Origin of the sequence: Methylobacterium sp. Leaf399 (assembly GCF_001424525.1) — a bacterium.
GTDB lineage: Bacteria > Pseudomonadota > Alphaproteobacteria > Rhizobiales > Beijerinckiaceae > Methylobacterium.
In genome coordinates this window covers 116,683-139,745 of sequence record NZ_LMQK01000034.1, presented here as the reverse complement: position 1 = coordinate 139,745, position 23,063 = coordinate 116,683, and the positions used below count along the sequence as shown (strand labels likewise).

Annotated in this window: 23 protein-coding genes; 9 read left to right on the top strand and 14 right to left on the bottom strand. The window is 67.7% G+C overall.

Annotation, left to right across the window (positions count from 1 at the left end; translation table 11 throughout):
- Nucleotides 1-23: 23 nt before the first annotated feature.
- The 5 genes from ASG40_RS19110 to dusB form a co-directional block, all read right to left on the bottom strand.
- On the bottom strand, nucleotides 24-515 hold the full coding sequence (locus ASG40_RS19110; protein ID WP_055889336.1) for a GNAT family N-acetyltransferase: 492 nt from the start codon (nucleotides 513-515) through the stop codon (nucleotides 24-26).
- Nucleotides 512-793, bottom strand: a complete 282-nt coding sequence (locus ASG40_RS20880; protein ID WP_082524156.1) for a type II toxin-antitoxin system TacA family antitoxin — start codon at nucleotides 791-793, stop codon at nucleotides 512-514. The genes ASG40_RS19110 and ASG40_RS20880 overlap by 4 nt, the downstream gene beginning before the upstream one ends.
- An 89-nt stretch (nucleotides 794-882) precedes the next feature.
- On the bottom strand, nucleotides 883-2,346 hold the full coding sequence (gene ntrC, locus ASG40_RS19100; protein WP_055889331.1) for a nitrogen regulation protein NR(I): 1,464 nt from the start codon (nucleotides 2,344-2,346) through the stop codon (nucleotides 883-885).
- Between the two features lie 9 nt (nucleotides 2,347-2,355).
- Entirely contained in the window at nucleotides 2,356-3,591 is a 1,236-nt protein-coding gene (locus ASG40_RS19095) for a two-component system sensor histidine kinase NtrB (protein ID WP_443136635.1), read from the bottom strand.
- A 5-nt stretch (nucleotides 3,592-3,596) separates the two neighbouring features.
- A complete protein-coding gene (gene dusB, locus ASG40_RS19090) occupies nucleotides 3,597-4,658 on the bottom strand; it encodes a tRNA dihydrouridine synthase DusB (RefSeq protein ID WP_055889328.1) in 1,062 nt (353 codons plus the stop codon).
- Nucleotides 4,659-4,856: 198 nt separating this feature from the next.
- On the opposite strand from dusB, the gene ASG40_RS19085 reads away from it, so the two are divergent.
- The 5 genes from ASG40_RS19085 (at nucleotide 4,857) to ASG40_RS19065 (ending at nucleotide 9,996) form a co-directional block, all read left to right on the top strand.
- Entirely contained in the window at nucleotides 4,857-6,110 is a 1,254-nt protein-coding gene (locus tag ASG40_RS19085; protein ID WP_055889325.1) for a bifunctional 2-C-methyl-D-erythritol 4-phosphate cytidylyltransferase/2-C-methyl-D-erythritol 2,4-cyclodiphosphate synthase, read from the top strand.
- Complete coding sequence (locus tag ASG40_RS19080; RefSeq protein WP_055889322.1) at nucleotides 6,107-6,613, top strand: CinA family protein; 507 nt, start codon at nucleotides 6,107-6,109, stop codon at nucleotides 6,611-6,613. The genes ASG40_RS19085 and ASG40_RS19080 overlap by 4 nt, the downstream gene beginning before the upstream one ends.
- A 114-nt stretch (nucleotides 6,614-6,727) precedes the next feature.
- A complete protein-coding gene (locus ASG40_RS19075) occupies nucleotides 6,728-8,920 on the top strand; it encodes a TadE/TadG family type IV pilus assembly protein (protein ID WP_162243330.1) in 2,193 nt (730 codons plus the stop codon).
- A complete protein-coding gene (locus ASG40_RS21555; protein WP_055889317.1) occupies nucleotides 8,917-9,450 on the top strand; it encodes a TadE/TadG family type IV pilus assembly protein in 534 nt (177 codons plus the stop codon). The genes ASG40_RS19075 and ASG40_RS21555 overlap by 4 nt, the downstream gene beginning before the upstream one ends.
- A 3-nt stretch (nucleotides 9,451-9,453) precedes the next feature.
- On the top strand, nucleotides 9,454-9,996 hold the full coding sequence (locus tag ASG40_RS19065; protein WP_055889314.1) for a TadE/TadG family type IV pilus assembly protein: 543 nt from the start codon (nucleotides 9,454-9,456) through the stop codon (nucleotides 9,994-9,996).
- Between the two features lie 15 nt (nucleotides 9,997-10,011).
- On the opposite strand, the gene ASG40_RS19060 is transcribed toward ASG40_RS19065, so the two are convergent.
- Together ASG40_RS19060 and lipA are read right to left on the bottom strand one after the other, a co-directional pair.
- Complete coding sequence (locus tag ASG40_RS19060) at nucleotides 10,012-10,473, bottom strand: type II toxin-antitoxin system RatA family toxin (RefSeq protein WP_055889312.1); 462 nt, start codon at nucleotides 10,471-10,473, stop codon at nucleotides 10,012-10,014.
- A gap of 6 nt (nucleotides 10,474-10,479) precedes the next feature.
- Nucleotides 10,480-11,448 carry a lipoyl synthase gene (gene lipA / locus ASG40_RS19055; protein WP_055889492.1) on the bottom strand — a complete coding sequence of 323 codons (969 nt, stop codon included), beginning with the start codon at nucleotides 11,446-11,448 and terminating at the stop codon, nucleotides 10,480-10,482.
- A gap of 491 nt (nucleotides 11,449-11,939) precedes the next feature.
- On the opposite strand from lipA, the gene ASG40_RS19050 reads away from it, so the two are divergent.
- The 4 genes from ASG40_RS19050 to ASG40_RS19045 all read left to right on the top strand — a co-directional run bounded on the left by ASG40_RS19050 (nucleotide 11,940) and on the right by ASG40_RS19045 (nucleotide 15,955).
- Nucleotides 11,940-13,130, top strand: a complete 1,191-nt coding sequence (locus ASG40_RS19050; protein WP_055889309.1) for an SDR family oxidoreductase — start codon at nucleotides 11,940-11,942, stop codon at nucleotides 13,128-13,130.
- Nucleotides 13,131-13,777: 647 nt separating this feature from the next.
- Nucleotides 13,778-14,587 carry an ORC-CDC6 family AAA ATPase gene (locus tag ASG40_RS21430; RefSeq protein WP_156387816.1) on the top strand — a complete coding sequence of 270 codons (810 nt, stop codon included), beginning with the start codon at nucleotides 13,778-13,780 and terminating at the stop codon, nucleotides 14,585-14,587.
- Nucleotides 14,588-14,602: 15 nt separating this feature from the next.
- Nucleotides 14,603-15,382 carry a hypothetical protein gene (locus tag ASG40_RS21425; RefSeq protein WP_156387814.1) on the top strand — a complete coding sequence of 260 codons (780 nt, stop codon included), beginning with the start codon at nucleotides 14,603-14,605 and terminating at the stop codon, nucleotides 15,380-15,382.
- A gap of 297 nt (nucleotides 15,383-15,679) precedes the next feature.
- Nucleotides 15,680-15,955 carry a hypothetical protein gene (locus ASG40_RS19045; RefSeq protein ID WP_055889307.1) on the top strand — a complete coding sequence of 92 codons (276 nt, stop codon included), beginning with the start codon at nucleotides 15,680-15,682 and terminating at the stop codon, nucleotides 15,953-15,955.
- 56 nt (nucleotides 15,956-16,011) lie between these two features.
- On the opposite strand, the gene lpdA is transcribed toward ASG40_RS19045, so the two are convergent.
- From lpdA to ASG40_RS19010, 7 genes are all read right to left on the bottom strand, one after another.
- Entirely contained in the window at nucleotides 16,012-17,451 is a 1,440-nt protein-coding gene (gene lpdA / locus ASG40_RS19040; protein WP_055889306.1) for a dihydrolipoyl dehydrogenase, read from the bottom strand.
- A gap of 146 nt (nucleotides 17,452-17,597) precedes the next feature.
- Nucleotides 17,598-19,010: a pyruvate dehydrogenase complex dihydrolipoamide acetyltransferase gene (locus ASG40_RS19035; protein WP_055889304.1), complete on the bottom strand. Its 1,413-nt coding sequence runs from the start codon at nucleotides 19,008-19,010 to the stop codon at nucleotides 17,598-17,600.
- A 4-nt stretch (nucleotides 19,011-19,014) separates the two neighbouring features.
- Nucleotides 19,015-19,620 carry a Uma2 family endonuclease gene (locus ASG40_RS19030; protein WP_055889302.1) on the bottom strand — a complete coding sequence of 202 codons (606 nt, stop codon included), beginning with the start codon at nucleotides 19,618-19,620 and terminating at the stop codon, nucleotides 19,015-19,017.
- A 12-nt stretch (nucleotides 19,621-19,632) separates the two neighbouring features.
- Complete coding sequence (locus ASG40_RS19025) at nucleotides 19,633-19,908, bottom strand: DUF5076 domain-containing protein (protein WP_055889300.1); 276 nt, start codon at nucleotides 19,906-19,908, stop codon at nucleotides 19,633-19,635.
- Between the two features lie 10 nt (nucleotides 19,909-19,918).
- Entirely contained in the window at nucleotides 19,919-21,367 is a 1,449-nt protein-coding gene (locus tag ASG40_RS19020) for a pyruvate dehydrogenase complex E1 component subunit beta (protein ID WP_055889297.1), read from the bottom strand.
- A gap of 55 nt (nucleotides 21,368-21,422) precedes the next feature.
- The gene (gene pdhA / locus ASG40_RS19015; RefSeq protein WP_055889294.1) at nucleotides 21,423-22,490 is read right to left on the bottom strand and encodes a pyruvate dehydrogenase (acetyl-transferring) E1 component subunit alpha; all 1,068 of its coding nucleotides are present in this window, start codon (nucleotides 22,488-22,490) and stop codon (nucleotides 21,423-21,425) included.
- A 219-nt stretch (nucleotides 22,491-22,709) separates the two neighbouring features.
- Nucleotides 22,710-23,021 carry an FtsB family cell division protein gene (locus ASG40_RS19010; RefSeq protein ID WP_055889490.1) on the bottom strand — a complete coding sequence of 104 codons (312 nt, stop codon included), beginning with the start codon at nucleotides 23,019-23,021 and terminating at the stop codon, nucleotides 22,710-22,712.
- Nucleotides 23,022-23,063 lie beyond the last annotated feature (42 nt).

Sequence of the window (23,063 nt, the reverse complement as noted above, 5' to 3'; positions counted from 1 at the left end):
TCAGCTCCAATCGGACTGTGCGCTCAGAGGCTACTCCGCAGGTCGGCCAACGCAATCATCAAGGTCATGGGATCGAGCGGCGACGCATCGAAACCAATCGCTTGGTAGAAGGCCTTCGCATCCTCGGAGATGGCACGGACGAGAATGCCGCGGATGCCGATGGTGTCGGCGGCATGGATCACCCGCCTCGCGCCATCGACGAACAAGGCACGGCCGAGCCCAATGCCCTGATGGCGGCGATCCACGGCGAGACGTCCCAGGACGACGATGGGAACAGGCTCCGGCATGTTGCGGCGGAACCGCCCTGGCGCGGCGGTCGTGGCCACGCCGCCGGACGCGAGAGCGTAGTAGCCGATTACCGTGCCTTCTCGGCATGCCACGAAGGTCCGCGAGGCATCGGCGACCTGGTTCTTGTAGGCGCGCCGCCTGAGCCAGTCGTCGAGTGCCGGGACGCCGGAATCGAACTGTCCGACATCATGATCCTTCGACAGCGGCTCGGGCACGCCGATCGTCATCTGTCATCCCAGGGAGGGGGAATTCGCATCGTCCGCCGCAGCCGATCGTTCGGTTGCGGCGGCGCATCGAGGCGGGCGAGGAATTTCTCCAAGACTTCCGGCTCGACGACGAGGAGAGTGCGGTCGAGCAAGGCGTCCTGAGCCGCTCGCCGCGCCGCATCGAGGATGAAGTCCGTGCGGTTCTTGCCGCCGGCCTGAGCCGCACGATCGATAAGGTCACGATCTTCCGGTCTGATACGGATGTTCAGCGTGTCGCGCTTCGGGACGGGGATGGACATGAGGCCTCCATGTCCGCGCACGCTAACGAATCGTAACGACGATGTCATTACGATGTGGTGTGAGGGCCGCTATCACTGTCACCGTGCGCTCACCGCGCCGTGCGGAACACCTGCAGGTCCAGATCCCGGACCTTCTTGCGCAACGTGTTGCGGTTCACTCCCAGCAGTTCGGCCGCGCGGATCTGGTTGCCGCGGGTGGCGGCCAGGGCCGCGCCGATCAGCGGGCCTTCGATCTCGCGCAGGATCCGGTGGTAGAGGCCGGGCGGGGGCAGCGTGTCGCGGTAGCCGCTGAAGTAGTCGGCGAGATGCCGCTCCACCGCCCCCGACAGGGTCTCGCTCTCGCCCGACGCCTGGCGGCGGCCGTTGCCGCCCTGGGGCGCGCTCTGGGCCAGCGGCAGGGTGTCGAGCTCGGCCTCGATCACCGGGCCGGTGATGGTCTCCTGCGGGTAGAGGGCGGCCAGGCGCCGGACGAGGTTCTCGAGCTCGCGCACGTTGCCGGGCCAGCGGTAGCGCTTGAGCTTCTCCATCGCCTCGCCGTCGAGCTGCTTGCGGCTGAGGCCCTCCTTCTCGACGAGGACGAAGAAGTGGCGGATGAGGTCGGGCACGTCCTCCGAGCGCTCGCGCAGGGCCGGCAGGCGCAGCGGCACCACGTTGAGGCGGAAGAACAGGTCCTCGCGAAAGATCCCCTGCTGGATCGAGATGCGCAGGTCCTTGTTGGTGGCCGCGATGATGCGCACGTTGGTCTTGATCGGCACCCGGCCGCCCACCGTGGTGTATTCGCCCTGCTGCAGCACGCGCAGCAGCCGGGTCTGGGCCTCCATCGGCATGTCGCCGATCTCGTCGAGGAACAGCGTGCCGCCCTCCGCCTGCTCGAAGCGGCCGGCCGAGCGGGCGAGCGCCCCGGTGAACGAGCCCTTCTCGTGGCCGAACAGCTCGGATTCGATCAGGTCGCGCGGGATCGCCGCCATGTTGACGGGCACGAACGGGCCGGTGCGGCGGCGGCCGTAGTCGTGCAGGGCGCGCGCGACCAGTTCCTTGCCGGTGCCGGATTCGCCGGTGATCATCACGGTGAGGTCGGTGGGCATCAGCCGGGCCAGGGCCCGGTAGATCTCCTGCATCGCCGGCGAGCGCCCCACCAGGGGGATGTCCTCGTGGGCCGGGTCGGCGCCGGGCGCGGGCGTCCCGCGCGGCCGCGAGAGCGCGCGCCCGACGATGGCGATCAGCTCCTTCAGGTCGAAGGGCTTGGGCAGGTACTCGTAGGCGCCGCGCTCCGAGGCCCGGATCGCGGTCATGAAGGTGTTCTGCGCGCTCATGACGATGATCGGCAGCTCGGGCCGCACCCGCTTGATGCGCGGCAGGAGGTCGAACACGTTCTCGTCGGGCATCATCACGTCGGTGATGACGAGGTCGCCCTCCCCTTGCGCCACCCAGCGCCAGAGGGTGGCGCAATTGCCGGTGGAGCGCACCTCGTACCCGGCCCGCGACAGGGCCTGGTTGAGCACCGTGCGGATGGCGGCGTCATCGTCCGCGACGATGATGTGGCGGTTCTGCATGACGCGACTCTACGGGTTCCAGGATTCCACGCTCGATTCACGCCCGTCCCGGGCGCTCGACATGGGCAGGAGAAGGCGAAAGGTGGTCCGACGGGGCACGGGATCGCACTCGACGATGCCGCCGTGGTCGCCGACGATCTTGGCGACCAGTGCAAGTCCGAGGCCGTTCCCCTGCGCCTTCGTGGTGACGAAGGGATCGAACATGTCGGACAGGAGGTCGGGGCTGACCCCCGGCCCGTTGTCGCGCACCGCGACCTCGATGGGCAGGCTGACGCGCTCGCGCGAGCCCGGCACCTGCAGGCGCAGGCCGGTGCGGAAGGCGGTGGAGAGGGTGATCTCGCCGTCCACCGTATCGGCCCCGATCGCCTCGGCGGCGTTCTTCACGAGGTTGAGGATGATCTGGATCAGCTGGTCGCGGTTGCCGAGCACCGGCGGCAGCGAGGGGTCGTAGGTCTCCACGAAGCGGATGTGGCGGGCGAACCCGCTCTGCGCCGAGCGCTTCACCTGGTCGAGGACACCGTGGACGTTGACCGGGCCGCGCTCCACCGGGCGCTCGTCGCCGAACAGCTCCATGCGCTCGACGATGCGCACGATCCGGTCGGATTCGTCGCAGATCAGGCGGGTCAGCAGCCGGTCGTCCTCGCTGCCCGACTGCTCGAGGAGCTGGGCGGCGCCGCGGATGCCGGCGAGCGGGTTCTTGATCTCGTGGGCCAGCATGGCGCCCAGCGCGATCATCGAGCGGGCGGCCCCGCGATGGGTGAGCTGGCGGTTCATCTTGTCGGCGATGGTGCGCTCCTGGAGCATCAGCACCACCGCCTCGCCGTCGTCGCCGAGCGGCGTCGCGAACACGTCGACGCTGCGCTCCTGCCCCGAGCGCGGCTGCACCAGCTCGACGCCGTACTCGCTCACGCTGGCCCGCCGCCGGCGCACGTCGGTGACCAGGGCGATGATCGGCGAGGCGAAGGGGATGATGTCGGCCAGGCGCTGGCGCTGCATCAGCCGGGCGGAATGGTCGAAGAACGATTCGGCGGCGTGGTTGACGTGGAGGATGCGGTCTTCGGCGCCGATGGTGATCACCGGCAGCGGCAGGGCGTTGATCACCGCCTCGCTGGTGGGGATCACCGCGGCGGGCAGGCCGGCGGGCAGCGCGTAGCCGCCCTTGCGCGGCGGCCTTGCCGCGCCCTCTGCCTTGGCCGTCGCCCCGGCTTCGTCGCCGGGCTGTCCCGGACCCTTCGTTGTGCCCATGGTCGTCACGCCGCCTTCCCGATCGCGGGACGATCGCCGGAGCCGCGTCCCTCCCGGGCCGGGCCGATTCCGAAGGCGGCCAGGAGCAGGTCGCGGACCCGCGCCGGATCGGTGCCGGTGAGGAGCGCGATGCGCTCCGGCCCGTCGAGGCCGCCGGCCGCCTCGGCGTAGGCGGCCAGGTGCTTGCGGGCATGGCGCACGCCCATCCGCAGGCCGTAGAGCGCCAGCAGCCCGTCGTAATGATCGAGGGCGACCCGCGCCCGCGCCGCGGCGTCGAGCACCGGGGCGGGCCGCCCGGCGAGGTCGGCTGCGACGGCACCGACGAGCCAGGGCCGGCCCAGCGCCGCCCGCCCGATCATCACCCCGGCCGCTCCCGATTCCGCCAGGCAGGTCCGCGCGGTCCCCGCATCGGTGACGTCGCCGTTGGCGACGACGGGGATGCGCACCGCCTCCACCACCGCCCGGATGGCGCGCCAGTCGGCCCGGCCCTTGTAGAACTGCTGGCGGGTGCGGCCGTGCACCGTGACGGCGTCGAGGCCGATATCCTCCGCCCGCCGCGCCAATTCGGGGGCGTTGAGGCTGGCATGGTCCCAGCCCAGCCGCATCTTGACGGTGACGGGGATCGCAACGGCACCGCGCACGGCGGCGAGGATGCGGGCGGCCCCGTCGAGGTCGCGCATCAGCGCCGAGCCCGCCTCGCCCCCGGTCACGGTCTTGGCGGGGCAGCCCATGTTGATGTCGATGACGTGGGCACCGGCCGCTTCCGCCAACCGCGCCGCCTCGGCCATCGGACCGGGCGCGCAGCCGGCGAGCTGGACCACGTGCGGGTCGATGCCGCCGCCCTCGGCGCGCAGGCGCGCTTCCTCGCTGCCCTTCGCGAACTCGGCCGCCGCCACCATCTCCGACACGACCGCGCTCGCCCCGAGGCAGCGCACGGCCCGGCGGAAATGCAGGTCCGTGACGCCCGAGAGGGGAGCCAGCAGGACGGGCGGCGCGGATGCCGTGGCATCCGCCGTTCCGGAGCTTCCGCCCGAGCGCAGAACGCTCAAATAATCATCAGCTCTCATTCTGCACAACAAATAGCCATATCGGAGCCGGACGCAAGGACTGACGCAGATTTGATTTCACACCCTCCCCCGCTTACACGACAGGCCCTTCGGTGACGCGGTCCTCATCCGTGGGGCGTTGCGCGCGGGCCGCACGACGTCATGCGCGATTCCGACGCAGCGAGAATCGGCGAGGGGACTTCGAGAGGGAACTTCGAGATGGCGGGCTCGGCATTTCAGGCGGCGGCCGTGGTGGTCGCGGCCGGGCGCGGCATCCGCATCGGCGGCGACACCCCCAAGCAGTACCGCCGGGTCGGCGGGCGCGCCGTCCTCACCCGCACCCTGGCGGCTCTGGCGGCCCACGACGGCATCGCGCGCATCCAGCCGGTGATCGCCCCCGACGCCGCGGCCTTCTACGAGGACTGCCTGGCGGACCTGCCCGCGCAAGCCCGTGACAAGCTCGCGGCGCCGGTGGCGGGGGGCGCCACCCGCCAGCTCTCGGTGCGGGCCGGGCTCGACGCCCTGGAGCGGGCCGGCGCCCCCGACCTGGTGCTCGTCCACGACGCCGCCCGGCCCTTCGTCGACACCGCCCTCCTCGACCGGGCGCTCGCGGCCGGCCGCGACCACGGCGCCGCGGTCCCCGGCATCCCCGTCACCGACACCGTCAAGCGGGTCGAGGCGGCCGAAGGCGGGATCGCCCGCGTCGCCGAGACCCCGGCACGCGAGGCCCTGCGCGCCGTCCAGACGCCCCAGGCCTTCGCCTTCCGCCTCCTGGCCGACGCCCACGCCCGCGCCGCCGCCGCCGGCCTCGACGGCTTCACCGACGACGGGGCGCTCGCCGAATGGGCCGGGCTGCCGGTCGTGGTGTTCGAGGGCGACACGGCCAACCGCAAGATCACCCAGGCCGCCGACCTGATCGAGGCCGACCGCCGCTTCTCCGAGTCAGAGGGTTCGACCATGACCGCCACCGTCACGCGCCTGGGCACCGGCTTCGACGTCCACGCCTTCACCGAGGGCGACCACGTCTGGCTCGGCGGCATCAGGATCCCGGCCGACCGCGGCGTGCTCGCCCATTCGGACGGCGACGTCGCCCTGCACGCCCTCACCGACGCCCTGCTCGGAGCCATCGCCGACGGCGACATCGGCACGCATTTCCCGCCCAGCGACGAGCAATGGCGCGGCGCCTCCTCCGACCGCTTCCTCGCCCATGCCTGCGCCCTGGTGCGCGCGCGCGGCGGCCGGATCGACCACCTCGACATCACGGTGCTGGCCGAGGCCCCGCGCATCGGCGCCCATCGCGAGGCGATCCGGGCGCGCATCGCCGAGATCTGCGACGTCCCCTTGAGCGCGGTCTCGATCAAGGCCACCACCACCGAGAAGCTCGGCTTCGTGGGTCGCGCCGAGGGACTGGCCGCCCAGGCCGCCGCCACGATCCGGCTGCCCGAAATCGACCCCGCCGGGTTCGGCGCGTGATCGACGATCCCCTCCTGCGGGCCCGGGCCGGGGCGCTGGTGGCGGCCTATGCCGCGGCGGGCCGGCGCATCGCCTGTGCCGAATCCTGCACCGGCGGCCTCGTCGCCGGCCTGCTGACGGCGATCGCGGGCTCCTCCGCCGTGGTGGAGCGCGGCTTCGTCACCTATTCCAATGCCGCCAAGACGCAGATGCTCGGGGTGCCCACCGACCTGATCGCGGCCGAGGGCGCGGTGAGCGAGGCGGTGGCCGGAGCGATGGCGCAGGGCGCCCTCGACCGGTCCGAGGCCGACGTCGCCGTGGCGATCACCGGCATCGCCGGGCCGGGCGGGGGCAGTGCGCACAAGCCCGTGGGGCTCGTGCACTTCGGGCTCGCCGCCGCGGGGGCGCCGCCGCGCCGTCTCGAGCGGCGTTACGGCGACCTCGGCCGCGACGCGGTCCGGCGACGGGCGGTGGAGGATGCCTTGGCGCTCCTCGAGTCGAACATTGCGGTCGGCCAGGCGTGACCGGTCCGGCCCGAGATGAAATTCCCGTGAGTCAGGTATCGGCTTAACGATCCTTTCGCAGGCAATGCTTACGGCTACGCTCGACATGATCAGATGTCGGGGGCGACCACGGTGATGACGATCGTACCCGCACGGGTTCTCGGTTTCGCCCGGCGTTTCGGCTCCGATACGGGCGGCGGCATCGCGATCATCTTCGCGCTGGGCGCCGTCGTCCTGATCGTGGCCTCCGGCGGCGGCATCGACCTGATGCGCTCCTACCAGGCCAAGCAGAAGCTGTCCGAGATCGCCACCCTGACCTGCCAGTACGCGAGCCGCCCGAGCGTGCTCCAACTCCTCAACGGCACCGGCGGTCCGGGCGCCACCTCCTACCAGGCGACGGTGGACGGCTACATCGACCGGGCCGTGACCACGCAGAAGATGGGCTGGACGCTCACCAACACCGACCGCTTCGTCCAGTCCGGAACCGGCCCGGCCGACGTGAAGCTCGCGGTGGCGGTGCCCACCGCCTTCGCCAGGATCATCGGGATCACGCAACTGCCGGTGACGGCCGCGGCCCATTGCTACGACGGCCCGAACGCCCCCGATCCCAGCGGCTTCGTGGTCAAGGAGGGCTTCGAGGCCACCGGCGGCGCCAACGCCGTCCAGAAGGGCGGCTGGGCTTATTACACCATCGACGGCCGCTCCATCGCCAGGCCGTCCGCGAACCCGGGCTCGACCCCGGTGTACACCGGCACCGGCAGCGCGGTCTGGTACGGCACCGGCTATTGCCTGGAGACCGACGAGGTCGGGACCATCAGCAGCACGGTCCCGGAGGGACGCCAGTCGGCCGAACTCGATTGCGAGAACGGCTCGGGCCGGGCGGGCAACTCGGCCATTTCCACCAAGGTCGACCTGAGGGCGGGAAACCAGGAGCTGCGCTACTTCTACCGCAGCCGCGTGACCTACCGTAACTACGACCCGGCCTACCTGTGCGGCTCGACGGCGGGCGACCTGTCCTGGGCCAACGACACCGCCTCGTCGGGCGGGCCGGTGCCGAACGCGTCGCGCACCAACCAGATCAACGTCTACCTCGATGCCGCCACGGCGGGCGCGAACGCCCCCCTGCATCGCACCCTCGACGGACGCCAGGAACTGGCCGGCGCCAACCTGATCGACAGCTGCGTCTATGCGCCGGCCTGGATCGAGCGCAGCGTGCGCATCTTCGTGTCGACCCCCGGGTCGTACTGGCTGACCTTCGCCGCCGATGGGCAGGACGACAGCTACGGCGGCCAGATCGACAGCATCCGCCTGTGCAACGGCACCTGCCCGGATGCGCTGCAGGACAACTTCCCCGCCGCCTGGGCAGGGGGCGGCAAGGTGCTGTTCGCGGATTCATTCGAGTCGCCGACCTATGCCGAGGACGTGCCGCGCCACGGCATCGCCAAGGGCGGCAACCTCGCCCTCAGCCGCGGCAGCACCGGCGGCTCCCCCCTCGGCTGGCCTGCCCAGGACCCGTCCGGCTGGACCACCGCGCCGGTCAACCAGGTCAACTACGGCACCCTCCACAACGGCCAGTCGGGCGCATCGCAGGGGTCGCAATACGTCCTCCTCGACGGCTGGAGCGCATCCGGCTCGGCCGACAAGAACCGCAAGGTGATGCGGCCCTTCCTGCTCGATCCGGGCTATTACCGGGTCAGCTACGGCTACATCTCCATCGTCGACCTGAGCGGTGCGGGCGTCACCGGCACGAGTTGCCAGGCCAACCCTGCGTCCGGCGCGGTCTATCCCGCCGACGGCGCCGGCCTCACCGGCACGATCCGCCACCACACCACCCTCGCCACCGGGCGCTGGACCAACCTCGTCGGGGTGTTCATGTCCAACGGCCAGCTGATCAGCACGCCGGTTCCCGGTGCGTCGCAGGGCGCGGCCACGAGCTTCCGGAACCCCGACGGCAGCTTGAGCGCCACGCCGGCGGTCCCGCCCGACAGGGTCGACTGGCAGAGGTACGACGCGGGCGCCGTCAATCCGGTGATCGACACCTGCGGCTATGCCGACAGCTTCCGCTGGGTGCCGCGCACGGCGAGCGTGAAGATCACCAAGCCCGGGATCTACTGGCTGACCTTCTCGGCCAACGGCGGCACCGCCGACGGCAACGGCGGGGGCATCGACGACGTGAAGGTCACCGCGCTGGGCGGCCCCTACCTGGCGAACCCGCCCGGCAACACGACGACGATCCCGGTCCCCGATCCGCAGCCCGGCACGCGGATCTATTTCACCGGCTTCTCCATCGTCGCCGATCCCTTCGCACCGACGGCGCCGCTGCAGTGACGAGCCCCCCCGCCCTTCCCCCGCCGGCCGCCTGCCGGGGTCTTCCGGCGCCCCGCCGCACCGCGGCGCGGCGCTTCACCATCGATGACGGCGGCGCGTCGGCGGTGGAATTCGCCCTCGTGTGCGCCCCGTTCTTCGTCCTGCTTCTCTACATCCTGCAGGTCGGGATCTACTACATGACCCAGACCGCCCTCGACGCCGGGGTGATCCGCACCGCCGACGAGCTTCGCAGCAGCTTCAACACCGCCGTGCCGCTGATGCCCGATGCCGCCGCCCTCAAGACCAAGGTCGAGGCCAACGCAGGCGGGCTCGTCTCCGCGGCCGGCGCCAACGTCCTGGCCGTGGAGATGCGTCCCATGACCAGCCTGTCGGCGGCCGCCGTTCCAATATCCGGCGGCGTCGCCGACTACGGCACCGCCACCAGCGTGCTCGCCCTGCGGGCGCAGACGTCCGTCGTGGTGTTCGCGCCGGGCTTCTCCAGCCTGAACAAGGTCACCTCGACCTCCCTCCTGCGACGTCAGGCACGATAGGCGATGCGCGATCGATCCGACCCGGGCCCGGCGACCCGTTTTCCCGCCTCGCGCCGGGGCAGCGCCGCGATCGAATTCGCGGCGGTCGTGCCGATCATGATCCTGCTCGCGGCGGGGATCGTGGAATGCGGGGCGGTCTTCCAGGTCTATAACCAGACCAACCGCCTGGCGACGCAATATGCCATCGTCTGGTCCGACTGCCGGGACGACACGACGTCCTGCCAGACCGAGCTGAACACCTACACGCCGGACGCCGCCAAGGGGAACGTCGCGCCCCAGCTCAGCCCGAGCAGGATCACCCTGCAGATGTTCCAGGTGAGGATGTCGGGAACGACGCCGCAGGTGGTCTACGCCTATCCCGCCGGTGCGACCCCCACCGCGGCCCAGATCGACGCGGTGCAGAAGACGGTGCCCGACAGGCAGACCGGCGTCATCGTCACCGCCACCTACCGGCATTCGCTGATGTTCTTCTCGGCGCTGGCGGCGCCCTTCCTCGACGCGGCGGCCCTGGCCCCGTCCTACACCGTGACCCAGCTCAAGACCTGAGCCGACAAGCCGCCCTCACGGGCGCGGCAGGCCGTAGACCCGGTCGGCCCGGCTCTCGAAGGCGTCGGTGAACTTGCGGAAGGCCCGGTCGAACATCGAGCCCATCAGGAGGCCGAGCGTCCGGCTCTTGAATTCGTAGGTGATGAAGAAGTTCACATCGCAGCCGCCGCTCGCCGCCTCGGTGAAGCCCCAGCGGTTCTCCAGATGCCGGAACGGCCCGTCGATGTATTCGGCGACGATCCTGTGGTCGACCGGATCGAGGGTGACGCGGGTGGTGAAGCGTTCCCGGATCGCCTTGTAGCCCACCGCCATCTCCGCGACGCAGACCTCGGTCCCGTCCGGCCCCGGTTGCCGGCGCAGGACGCGCAGGGATTCGCACAGCGGCAGGAACTCCGGATAGCGTTCGATGTCGGCGACGAGATCGTACATCTGTTGGCGCGAGTGACGCACCGTGCGGGTGATCCGGAAGGATGGCATCGAGACTCAGGTGCTGGCGGTGGCGAGACGAGCGAGCCTGGCCGCTTTCAATCGGGAAAAATCCTCGCCGGCATGGTGCGAGGAGCGGGTGAGCGGGGTCGCCGAGACCAGGAGGAAGCCCTTGGCATAGGCCGTGGTCTCGTAGCCCTTGAACTCGTCTGGGGGGACGAAGCGGACGACCTCATGGTGCTTCTTGGTCGGCTGCAGGTACTGGCCGATGGTGAGGAAGTCGACGTCGGCCGAGCGCAGGTCGTCCATCAGCTGCACCACCTCGTGGCGCTCCTCGCCCAGCCCCACCATGATGCCGGACTTGGTGAAGACGGTCGGGTCGAGCTCCTTCACCCGCTGCAGCAGCCGCACCGAGTGGAAGTAGCGCGCCCCGGGGCGCACGGTGAGGTAGTTGCCCGGTACCGTCTCGAGGTTGTGGTTGAACACGTCCGGCCGGGCGGCCACCACCGTCTCCAGCGCGCCATCCTTGCGCAGGAAGTCCGGCGTCAGGATCTCGATGGTGGTGGCGGGGCTGTGCGCCCGGATCGCTTCGATCGTGCGGGCGAAATGCGCGGCGCCGCCGTCGGCCAGATCGTCCCGGTCCACCGACGTGATCACGACATGGGCGAGGCCGAGCTTGGCCACGGCCTTCGCCACCTTTTCCGGCTCGTCCCCGTCGAGGGCCTCGGGCAGGCCCGTGCGGACGTTGCAGAAGGCGCAGGCCCGCGTGCAGGTGTCGCCCATGATCATGAAGGTGGCGTGCCGCTTCTCCCAGCACTCGCCGATGTTGGGGCAGCCGGCCTCCTCGCAGACGGTCACGAGGCCGTTCTCGCGCACGATCCTGGCGGTCTCGGCCCAGGCGGCCGAGCCGGGGGCCTTCACGCGGATCCAGTCGGGCTTGCGCTGCACCGGGGTGTCGGGCCGGCGCGCCTTCTCGGGGTGGCGCGGGCGCCGGTCGTTGCTCAAGGTGTCGAGGACGAGGGCCATGCCGCACCGCTGCGGGCGCCAGGAACCGGCGCCCATAGTCCTGACCTAAGCGTTCGGGCGCGCGGCCGCAAACCCGACGCGACCCGGCGCCGCGTCGAACGCGCCGATCTGTCAGGCGCGAGCGCCGTCGCCGCGAGCCGCCCAGCCCCGGATCGCGCTCGCTCATGCGGCCGGCCCTGGCGGAATTCACCCTGAGATTGCAGCGTCCGATAGCCGGCTTTGCACCCGGCCTGGGTCGGCCAGCGTAATCGTCGGTGTCCTCGGCCCGCCGGCAAGGCAAAGCGCAGGACGAGAGCCTTTCGACGCGCAGACCTCACGTTAACGATAACCCAAGATCCACCCTGTGTGCCCTGCGCGCGACGCGGCCTGTTTTTTACGGGCATAACAATTGCGCGGATGTTGATGGCGATTTGTTTACGCTATTCGTGGGTGCCGGGCTGATGGCATCGTTTTTCTGGCGAGCGGGAGTGTCGACGGTGAACCGAGTTCTATTGACGGGTGCAACCGGACTGATCGGCGGCGCCGTGCTTCACCGGGCGCTATCGAGCGGGCACCCCGCCGAATGGGTCTGCCTGGTGCGGGCACCCGATGCCGAGGCCGGGCGCCAGCGCATCGCCGCCCGGCTCGGGCGCTTCACCAACCCGCTCACCGCCCAGCGCCTCGCCCAGAGGGTGGAGGTCGTGACCGGCGACTTCACGCAGGCCGACCGCATCGCCGATCCGCGGCTCGATTCGGTGACGCAGGTTCTGCACCTGGCCGCCGACACCTCGTGGTGGGCGGAAGGGAAGGTCCACAAGACCAACCACGACGGCACCCTGGCGCTGGCGCGGCGCGCCTCGCACATGGCCGGGCTGACCCGCTTCCTCCATGTCAGCACCGCGATGATCTGCGGCGGCGAGCCGCCCCACCTCGTCGACGAGACGCTCTATCCCCGGCCCGACACCCACCACCTCGTGCATTACAGCGCGTCGAAATCGGCCGCCGAGATGTCCCTGGCCGCGCAGTTCCCCGACCTGCCGCTGGTGGTGGCGCGGCCCTCGATCGTGGTCGGCCATGCCGCGCTCGGCGCCCGGCCGGGCTCGAGCATCCTCTGGGTGGTGCGCGCCTGCGACAGGCTGCGCCTGCTCTCCTGCGACCCGGAGGGCGCCATCGACATCGTGCCGGCCGACTGGGTGGCCGACACGCTCATCGCCATGCTCGACCGGCCGGAACTCGCCCACACGGTCTACCACCTCTCGGGCGGCCGCGACCATTGCACTCGCTGGGACGCGCTGGCCCGCGCCTTCGAGGCGGCCGACCCCGAGGGGGGGACGCGTAACTACGAGCGTTTCGAGGCGACCGACCGCGCGACGCTGCAGGGACGGTTCGCCGAGACCTTCGGCCTCGACGAGGCGATCAAGGTGGCGATGATGCGCGCGCTCCAGGCCTACTACCGGTTCTGCGCCCTCAACGTGACCTTCTCCAACGACCGCCTGCTCGCCGAGGGCTTCGCCCCGCCCCCGTCCCTGCCGCAGTACCTCGCCCGCTGCCTCGAGACCTCCGGCGAGATCGTCGACCAGTTCCACGAGGACTTCGGCAACTACGCCCCCGGCCAGGCCCCGCAGCGCGCCCCGAGCCGGCGCGTGGCGGCGGCTGCTGCCCGCACCGGCGCCGAAGCCAGACCGGCCCGCCGCGCCGGCTGACCGCCGGCGTCGCCGCGCTGGCGCGGTGGCGGGACGGCAATCCCAACTGGCTGGCTCTTACGCCCATCACCGGCGCCCTCCGGACGACGGTGAACGCGCTGGTGGGATCGGCGGCACACTCCAGACCCAAGACGTCAATCCCATTAAGGTGGGCGGCGTCTACCTCCGGCTTGCCTGGCGCGATTGGAGCCAAATCCCTGACGCGCGGGTGCCGGCCTCGGGTCGACTTCGTCGCCGCGGCGACCGTCCTGAATCAGGCGGTGGGCATCGGCTTTGGCACGTACGCTTAGGCATTGCCCGAGACATGATGCAAGGGCTTGTTTGTGGCCTACGCAGCGTTCGGGAATACTGCCCTGAGGGCGGCTACAGGGTCATCTCCATGCGGTTCCAGGATAGTAACTAGCTGGGCCGCCACCGGCTTCCTTAACGCCTACGAGAAGGCACTAGAGCGACCGAGGGGCTGGATGAGACAGACACGCTACGGGCGAGTAATAGTGAGGGGAAGGCGGTTAGGCGGGTGAACGAGGCGGCGGGGCCAGGGATGAAATGTAAAAATCTGGACAGCAATTATCTTTGCAATTCTAACTGGCATACTCTAAAGTGCAATACTTAACCACATCGGTATCTAATAGCGTGGAATTTAAGCCATGGCATCTCCAGAAATAAATCGTTGCTTTATGCGTTTTGAAGATAGGGCAGAAAGAATCACGGCAAAGCAAGTGGCTGAAACATTTGTTTCTGTTGGCCCGCTGATTGATTTGTTGACGTCAAGAAATAATCAAATACTTTATGGCCGTCGAGGTACCGGAAAAACCCACGCATTGCGTTTTTTCCAGAATCTAAAAAATACCGAAGGCGATATAGCAATATATATTGATGCTCAGAATATAGGGTCTAATGGATCAATATATAATGATCCAGATTTGCCGACGAGCGAACGAGCAGTTAGATTACTTGTTGATATATGTTCCGCAATTCATCATGAATTGCTTGATGTATTTACAGATCCTAATCGGGGTTGGGAATTAGCTGAAGCCGCTCCTCTGCTGGATGCTTTCGTCAGCAGTTTCGTTGAGGTGCGCATTCACGGTGCTACTGAGTCGGAACACTCGACAAAAGTTGGATTTGCTGTAAAAAATAATAGCTCGGTTGGTATTAATATGAGCGCGCTCGCAAATGCAACCGCTGGACTAGGCTCGGAAAATTCTGAAAGTCACGAAGGTTCGTCCCGAGTAAAACTAGTCGGAAACGAAAAAACATGGATTGATTTTAATTTCTTTTCAAAATCAATAAAGCAACTGACGGGTTTTATTGGTAGTACGAGACTTTGGATATTGATCGATGAATGGACGACGGTGCCAGCCGAAATACAGCCCTATCTTGCTGATTTAATTCGAAGATCTATGTTTAGTGTGCCAAACATATCTGTAAAGATTGCCGCAATTGAACACCGATAAAATTTTAAGTTTGACTTGCCGAATGAGGGATATGTTGGTTTTGAACTAGGTGCAGATATCAGTACTGCGATAAATCTTGATGACTATCTTGTTATTGACAATGATGAAAACCGGGCAAAGCAGTTCTTTCGAACTTTTATATCAAATCATGCCTTAGCTGTTGCCAATGAAATAAAAGTAAACATCGGAGATTCAAATAATATCATAAGTAATGCCTTTACTCAGGAAAATGTTTTTACGGAATTTGTTAGGGCTACAGAGGGTGTTCCACGCGATGCGATGCACATTCTGTCTCTGGCTGCACAAAAAGCAAATATAAGCCAATTATCGATGCCAATTATCAGAGCTGCGGCCTACTCATTTTTTCAGTCTGAAAAATATACATCTATCCAAGCAAATAAAGAAAATAGAATATTACTGGATTGGATCAGAGATGAAGTAATAAGCGACAGAAGAACGCGCGCTTTTCTGCTCCCAATTTTTGAAGAAGATATCATAATTGATCGACTGTTCGACAGACGCGCGCTGCATATCTTAAATAGAAGTAGATCTGCCGCGCACCGTCCCGGCGAAAGATTTATAGTTTACAAGCTGGACTATGGTCTTTATGTCGATTTGATAAATACAGATAAGTTTCCGGACGGTTTATTGATCGAAACTCAGATTGGAAATGATATCGATTTTGATGTTCCTCTTGATGACGCTCGATCATATAGAAGGGCAATACTAGATTTGGAAAAGTTTTATGCTAAAAATCCAGATATAAATAGAAACAGTTCGTCGAGTAAATTCTAAAAAATTGGCTAAATTGTGTTTTGTATTTAAAGAACATTAAGTTATTAGCTTTTAAATCTTAATATTGTTTGTAGATGGACTGCAAAACTGGAGTTCACAAATATCAATCGACTCTCCTTTTTGTCTGGCTGATCTTGACTTGGGGTCGCCCAGCCACCCCCGCCTCCCTGCTCCTCCCCGCCAGGGGGGAGGAGAGGCGCGAACGTCCGTCGGTCCGTCTCCCGTCCCACAGGAACGTCGCCTCTCGACCTGATGTTGACGTCGGCGTGCGAACGCCAACGATCAGGGAGAAACACCATGTCGATCAAGACGCTTCTCGTCGCCGGCACCGTCCTGCTGGGTTCCGTCGCCCTCGCCACCGCCGGCGGTTCGGGGACCAGCAAGTCGGGTACGGCCGACAAGACGGGCGCCAGCGACGCCGGCTCGGGGTCGTCGCCGGGGGCGGCGGGCAGCGGCCCGTCCACGGGCGACAAGAGCCGGTCGGGCACCACCAACAGCACCGGCGCCAACGACGCCGGCTCGGGTTCCTCGCCGGGCGCCGCGGGCAAGGGCGCGCCGGCCCCGACCCGCTGAACTTTGGCGCGTCCCCTCCCCCTGGCGGGGAGGGGACGCGCCTGACGTGACGGGCGCTACGAGTGGATCACCCGCCCATACGCATCCAGCACGCTCTCGTGCATCATCTCCGAGAGCGTCGGGTGCGGGAAGACCGTGTGCATCAGGTCTTCCTCGGTGGTCTCCAGATTCATGGCTACCACGTAGCCCTGGATCAGCTCGGTGACCTCGGCTCCCACCATGTGGGCGCCGAGGAGCTGGCCGGTGTTGGCGTCGAAGATCGTCTTCACGAGGCCGTCCGGCTCGCCCAGCGCGATGGCCTTGCCGTTGCCCGCGAAGGGGAAGCGGCCGACCTTGACGGAGAACCCCAGCTCCTTGGCCTTGGCCTCGGTCAGGCCCACCGAGGCGATCTGCGGCTGGCAATAGGTGCAGCCGGGGATTTTCGCCTTGTCCATGGCGTGGGTGTGAAGGCCCTTGATGGTCTCGACGCAGAGCACGCCCTCGTGCTCGGCCTTGTGGGCCAGCATCGGCGGGCCGGCGACATCGCCGATGGCGTAGACGCCGGGCACGTTGGTGCGCCCCAGCCCGTCGGTGACGACGATGCCGCGCTCGATCGTCACCCCGAGCCTGTCGAGGCCGATGCCCTCGATGTTACCGACCACGCCCACCGCCGAGATCAGCTTCTCGGCCGACAGCTCCTGGGTCTTGCCGTCTCCGGTCTCGATGGTCGCCGTGACGGAACCCTCCGCCTTCTGCACCTTCGTCACCTTGGCGCCGGTGAGGATCTTGATGCCCTGCTTCTCGAAGCGCTTGCGGGCGAGGCCGGCGATCTCGGCGTCCTCCACCGGCAGGATCTGCGGCAGCAGTTCGATCACCGTCACCTCGGCGCCCATGGTGCGGTAGAACGAGGCGAACTCGATGCCGATGGCGCCCGAGCCCATCACCAACAGGCTCTTGGGCATCGTCTCGGGCACCATCGCCTCGTAGTAGGTCCAGATCTGCTTTTTGTCGGGCTCGATGCCGGGGATCGCCCGCGGGCGCGCACCCGTGGCCACGATGATGTGCCTGGCCGCATACAAGCCCGCCGCGAGCGCGCCCTTGGGGGCGGGCGCCCGGGTGGTCTCCTTCACGGTGACGGTGCCGGGTTGGTCGCCCTTGGGGGCGGCCTCGATCGTGCCCTCGCCCCAGATCACGTCGACCTTGTTCTTCTTGAGCAGCATGCCGACGCCGCCGTTGAGCCGGGCCGAGACCCCGCGCGAGCGCTTGACGATCGCGGCGGTGTCGTAGCCGACCTTCTCGGCCGACAGCCCGTAGTCCCCGGCGTGCTGCATGTAGTGGTAGATCTCGGCGGTGCGCAGCAGGGCCTTCGTGGGGATGCAGCCCCAGTTGAGGCAGATGCCCCCTAAGTGCTCGCGGTCGATCACGGCGGTCTTGAACCCGAGCTGCGCCGCCCGGATGGCCGCCACATAACCGCCGGGGCCGGCGCCGATGACGAGGATGTCGTAGGTGTCGGGCATGTCGGGGCTCCGTCGGCTTTCCTCCCCCTTGCGGAGAGGACGTGGAGGTGGGGGCGGCTGGGCGACCCGCTGCGGAAGATGGTGGAACCTCCCCCACCCTCGATCCCTCCCCACGAGGGAGGAGGGAAGCGCGTTGTGGTTCCGGCTTACACCAGCATCCCCATCGGGTTCTCGATCAGGCTCTTGAACGCCGAGATCAGCTCGGCGCCGAGCGCCCCGTCGAGCACGCGGTGGTCGCAGGAAAGGGTGGCGGTCATCGCCTGGACCACCGCCGGGGCACCGTCCTTGACGACGACGCGCTTCTCGCCGGCGCCCACGGCCAGGATCGAGGATTGCGGCGGGTTGATCACCGCGGTGAAGTGCTTGATCCCGAACATGCCGAGGTTCGAGACCGAGGTGACGCCGCCCTGGTACTCCTCGGGCTTGAGCTTCTTGGCCCGTGCACGGGCGGCGAAATCCTTCATCTCGTTGGAGATGGTGGAGAGCGTCTTCTGGTCGGCCCTGCGGATGACCGGCGTGAACAGCCCGCCGTCGATGGCCACCGCCACGCCGACCTCGGCGTTGTTGAAGCGCAGGATGCGGTCCTCGGCCCAGACCGCGTTGGCGGTGGGCACCCGCATCAGCGCGAGGCCCATCGCCTTGATGACGAAGTCATTGACCGAGAGCTTGAAGGCCGGCTTGCCGTCCTTGGCGACGGCGGCGCTCTTGTTGAGCTGCTCGCGCAGGGACATCAGCGCGTCGATCTCGCAATCCACCGTCAGGTAGAAGTGCGGCGCCACCTGCATCGCCTCGGTGAGGCGCTTGGCGATGGTCTTGCGCATGCCGTCCAGCGGCACCTCCTCGTAGGCGCCCTTCTGGTAGAAGCCGCGGACCTGATCGAGGCTGAGCCCCGCCGGTGCCCCGGCGGCGGCCTTCGGGAGCGGCGCAGGGGCGGCCGCCGGCGCGGGTGCGGCCGGAGCCGACTTGGGTGCGTCCGCCTTCGGAGCGCCGGCCTTGGCCGAACCGTCAGCCGCCGCCGCCCGCACGTCGCGCTCGATCACCCGTCCGCGCGGGCCGGAGCCGGACACGGCGGAAAGGTCGATCCCCTCGATCTTGGCGATGCGGCGGGCCAGCGGCGAGGCGACGACGCGGCCGCCCTGTGCCGCACCCTCGGGGGACTTGGCCTCGGGCGGATGGGTCGGCTCGGCGCCCTCCGGTGCCGCATCGACCCGGGCATAGGCCATCTGGCCGCCGCCGGGCATCGTGTTCTCGCTGGGCGGAGCCGCCTCGGCCTTGGCCGCGCCGCTGCCCGGCGCCTGGATGCCGGCCGGGTCCTCGCCCTCCCCGGCGATGATGGCGATGAGGTCGTTCACCGGCACGTCGGCGGTGCCCTCCGGCACCAGGATCCTCGCCAGGATGCCCTCGTCGATGGCCTCCACCTCCATCGTCGCCTTGTCGGTCTCGATCTCGGCCAGCACGTCGCCGGATTTCACGGCGTCGCCCTCCTTCTTCAGCCACTTGGCGAGATTGCCCTTCTCCATCGTCGGCGACAGGGCGGGCATCAGGACGTTGATGGGCATGGCGTCAGACCTCGGGCGGGAGAGGCGCCGCAGGCGGGGCGGCCGGATCGTCGAAGGGGAACAGGTCGTCGAGTGGGAACGGTGCGGCGTCGAAGGGGGACAGGGCCACCACGTCGCCGCGTGCGACGGTACCGAGCAGCAGCCACTGGCGGCCGGTGAGCGCGAAGCCTTCGAGCACGCCCTCGCCCGGATCGAGCAGCCAGAGATGGCTCACTCCCGCCTCGGCGTAGATGCGGCGCTTGGGACCGCGGTCGAGGCGCGCCGTGGACGGCGACAGGATTTCGCAGACCCAGTCGGGCGGAGTCTCGACGAAGGCGGTGGCCGGCTCGGCTATCATGCGTTCGCGGCGCCAGCCCGCGAGATCGGGCACCACCACATGCGAACCGAGGTGGAGCTCGGGCTCGATCATGAAGATCCAGCCGCCGGGGCCGCCGCGACCGTGCCGGTAGGGGGGGCCCAAGACGGACCCAAGGTCGGATGCTGCCATGGCGTGCCGAGGCCTCGGGCGCGGATGCGTCTCCAGCACCCCAAAGACGATCTCGGCCACGAGATGGTCCGGCACGGCCTCGAGATCGGCGTAGGTGGCGAGGCGGGTTGCGGCATCGGCCATGGGCATGCGCCGCTAGTTGAAGCCGCCGGGGTCGAGGCTCTCGGCCTCCCACCCGGCGCGGATGCGTTCGAACGCCTCGTCCTCCGCCATCCCGGTCTCGAGGCCGTAGGCGCGCGCGGCCTGACGGGCGAGGTCGCTGAGAAGCCGCCCCCAGGTCGCGGGGTCGTCGAAGGAGCGGCGCAGGGCCACGCTGATCGCGCCGTCCACGACGGCGGCGCGCAGGACCTCGATTCCGCCCTGTTCGAGGGCGTCCGGCGGCACGGCCAGTTCGACGAAGGACTCGCTCACGGTCTGCGCCTCAGCGATAGCAGACCGCCTTGGCCGCCTCGACCACCTCGGCGACGTTGGGGAGCGCCAGCTTCTCGAGGTTGGCCGCATACGGCATCGGCACGTCCTTGCCGGTCACGCGCAGGACAGGCGCGTCGAGGTAGTCGAAGGCGTCCACCATCAGGCGGGCGACGATCTCGGCGCCGATGCCCGACTGCGGGAATCCCTCCTCCACGGTGACGCAGCGGCCGGTCTTCTTCACCGATTCCACCACCGTGGCGGTGTCCATCGGGCGCAGGGTGCGCAGGTCGATCACCTCCGCCTCGATGCCCTGTTCGGCCAGCGCCTGGGCGGCCTTGAGGGCGTAGGTCATGCCGATGGAGAAGGAGACGATGGTCACGTCCTTGCCGGTGCGGTGGACCTTGGCCTTGCCGATCGGCACCACGAAGTCGTCGAGCTTCGGCACGGGGAAGGTCTGGCCGTAGAGGATCTCGTTCTCGAGGAAGATCACCGGGTTGGGATCGCGGATAGCGGCCTTGAGGAGGCCCTTGGCGTCGGCGGCGGTGTAGGGGGCCACCACCTTCAGGCCGGGCACGTTGGAGTACCACGCCGAGTAGTCGTGGCTGTGCTGGGCGCCGACGCGGGCGGCCGCACCGTTGGGGCCGCGGAACACGATCGGGCAGCCGAGCTGGCCGCCGGACATGTAGAGCGTCTTGGCCGCCGAGTTGATGATGTGGTCGATCGCCTGCATGGCGAAGTTGAAGGTCATGAACTCGACGATGGGCTTGAGGCCGGTATAGGCTGCGCCCACCGCGATGCCGGCGAAGCCGTGCTCGGTGATCGGCGTGTCGACCACCCGGCGCGCGCCGAACTCCTGCAGCAGCCCCTGCGTGATCTTGTAGGCGCCCTGGTACTCGGCGACCTCCTCGCCGATCACGAAGACGTCGTCGTCCTTGCGCATCTCCTCGGCCATGGCGTCGCGCAAGGCCTCGCGCACGCTCGTCGTCACCATCTCGGTGCCGGCGGGATAATCCTCCATCACCTCGGCCCGGGCCTTGGTGGTGATCACGGCCGGGGCGGCGGGGGCGTTGGGCGTGTCGTCGGCGGTCTTGGCGGTGGCGGCGCTCTGCGCGGCCTGCCCCTCCGCCTGCATGTCGGGGGTCGGCGCGGGCGGCTCGGCCGCGGCGCCGTTCGCCTTCGGCTTGCCGCCGCCGCTGGCCGCCGCCGCCACGTCCTCGCCCTCGGCGGCGATGATGGCGATCGGCGTGTTGACCTTCACGCCCTCGGCGCCCTCCTCGACCAGGATCTTGGCGAGGATGCCCTCGTCGATGGCCTCGACCTCCATCGTCGCCTTGTCGGTCTCGATCTCGGCGAGGACGTCGCCGGACTTGACCGCGTCGCCCTCCTTCTTGAGCCATTTGGCGAGCTTGCCCTCCTCCATGGTGGGCGAGAGGGCGGGCATCAGGATGTCGGTCGCCATAGGGTACTCTGTCGATCGAGGATGAAGCGGGCGGCCCCGTCGTCTCGTGGGTGCGTCAGGCGCGCGCCTCGAGCAGGATGTCCGTCCAGAGTTCCGAGGGGTCCGGCTCGGGGTCGTGGGTCGCGAACTCGGCCGATTCGTTGACGACCTCGCGCACCTTGGCGTCGGTGGCCTTGAGCTCGGCCTCCGGCACGCCGTGCGCCTCGATCAGGCGCTTGCGCACCATCTCGATGGGGTCGTGCTCGTCGCGCATCTTCGAGACCTCGTCCTTCGACCGGTACTTGGCCGGGTCGGACATCGAGTGGCCGCGATAGCGGTAGGTCTGCATCTCCAGGATGTAGGGGCCTTCGCCCGAGCGGGCGTGGGCGATGGCGCGGGCCGCCGCCTCGCGGACCGTGCGCACGTCCATCCCGTCGACCTGCTCGCCGGGGATGCCGAAGGAGATGCCGCGCTTGGAAAAATCGGTCTGGGCCGAGGCGCGGGCCACCGAGGTGCCCATGGCGTAGCGGTTGTTCTCGATCACGTAGACGACCGGCAGCTTCCAGAGCTGGGCCATGTTGAAGCTCTCGTAGACCTGGCCCTGGTTGGCGGCGCCGTCGCCCATGTAGGTCATGCTGACCTGGCCGTTCTTGCGGTAGGCGTCGGCGAAGCCCAGCCCGGTCCCCAGCGAGACCTGGGCGCCGACGATGCCATGGCCGCCGAAGAACTGCTTTTCACGGGAGAACATGTGCATCGAGCCGCCCTTGCCGCGGCTGTAGCCGCCGCGGCGTCCGGTCAGTTCGGCCATGACGCCCTTGGGGTCCATGCCGCAGGCCAGCATGTGGCCGTGGTCGCGGTAGCCGGTGATGACCTGGTCGCCCTCGACCGAGGCCATCTGCATGCCGATGACGACCGCTTCCTGGCCGATGTAGAGGTGGCAGAACCCGCCGATCAGCCCCATCCCGTAGAGCTGGCCCGCCTTCTCCTCGAAGCGGCGGATCAGCAGCATCTCGTGATAGGCGTGGAGGTCTTCGTCCTTGGTGAACTGCGGCGTGTTCGGGGCCGGGGCGTGGCCGGGGTCGCTCTCGCGCATCGCCTTGGCGGCTTCGGCTGTGGCGTGACCCGCTTCGTTCGCGGCATCCATCGGCGACCTCCCGTGAACTGCTCTCGTGGCGAGGAGTCTTAGGGCAGGGTCCGGGGGAAAGCGAGGGCCGGCACGGCGCGGAGTGAAGCAACCGCCGGTTCTGTCACTCGTCCAAGTTTCATGCCGGGTTTCACGCCGGTTTCGCGGCGGGCGCGTGCTCGGCCCGTCGCGCCGCCGGAACGGATCGCGGCAACCGCGGTGCGCCGGCGCGCCCCGTTTTCAGGGATCGATGATCACCACGTCGTTGGCGTGGACGCGGCCGAGCATCACCCGGGCACGCTCCTCCAGGAGGTCGCGGTCGATCTGGTCCGACCGCAGCAGCGCGACCCGGTGCTCCCAGATCGCCCGGTCGGCCCGTGCGGCCGCGAGTTCCTGGTTGAGGCCGTAGGCCTGGATCTTGAGGGCGCGCTTGGCGACGAGGCCGCGGTTGCCGCTCTCGGCCTGCTGCACGAAATAGGTCACGACGAGCGCAGACACGGCGAAGAGGCCGAGGGGCATCAGGACGGAACGGACGCGGCGACGGACAACCATGGTGCGCAGCATCGGGCGACAAGGTTAAGGAAGTGCTGATCG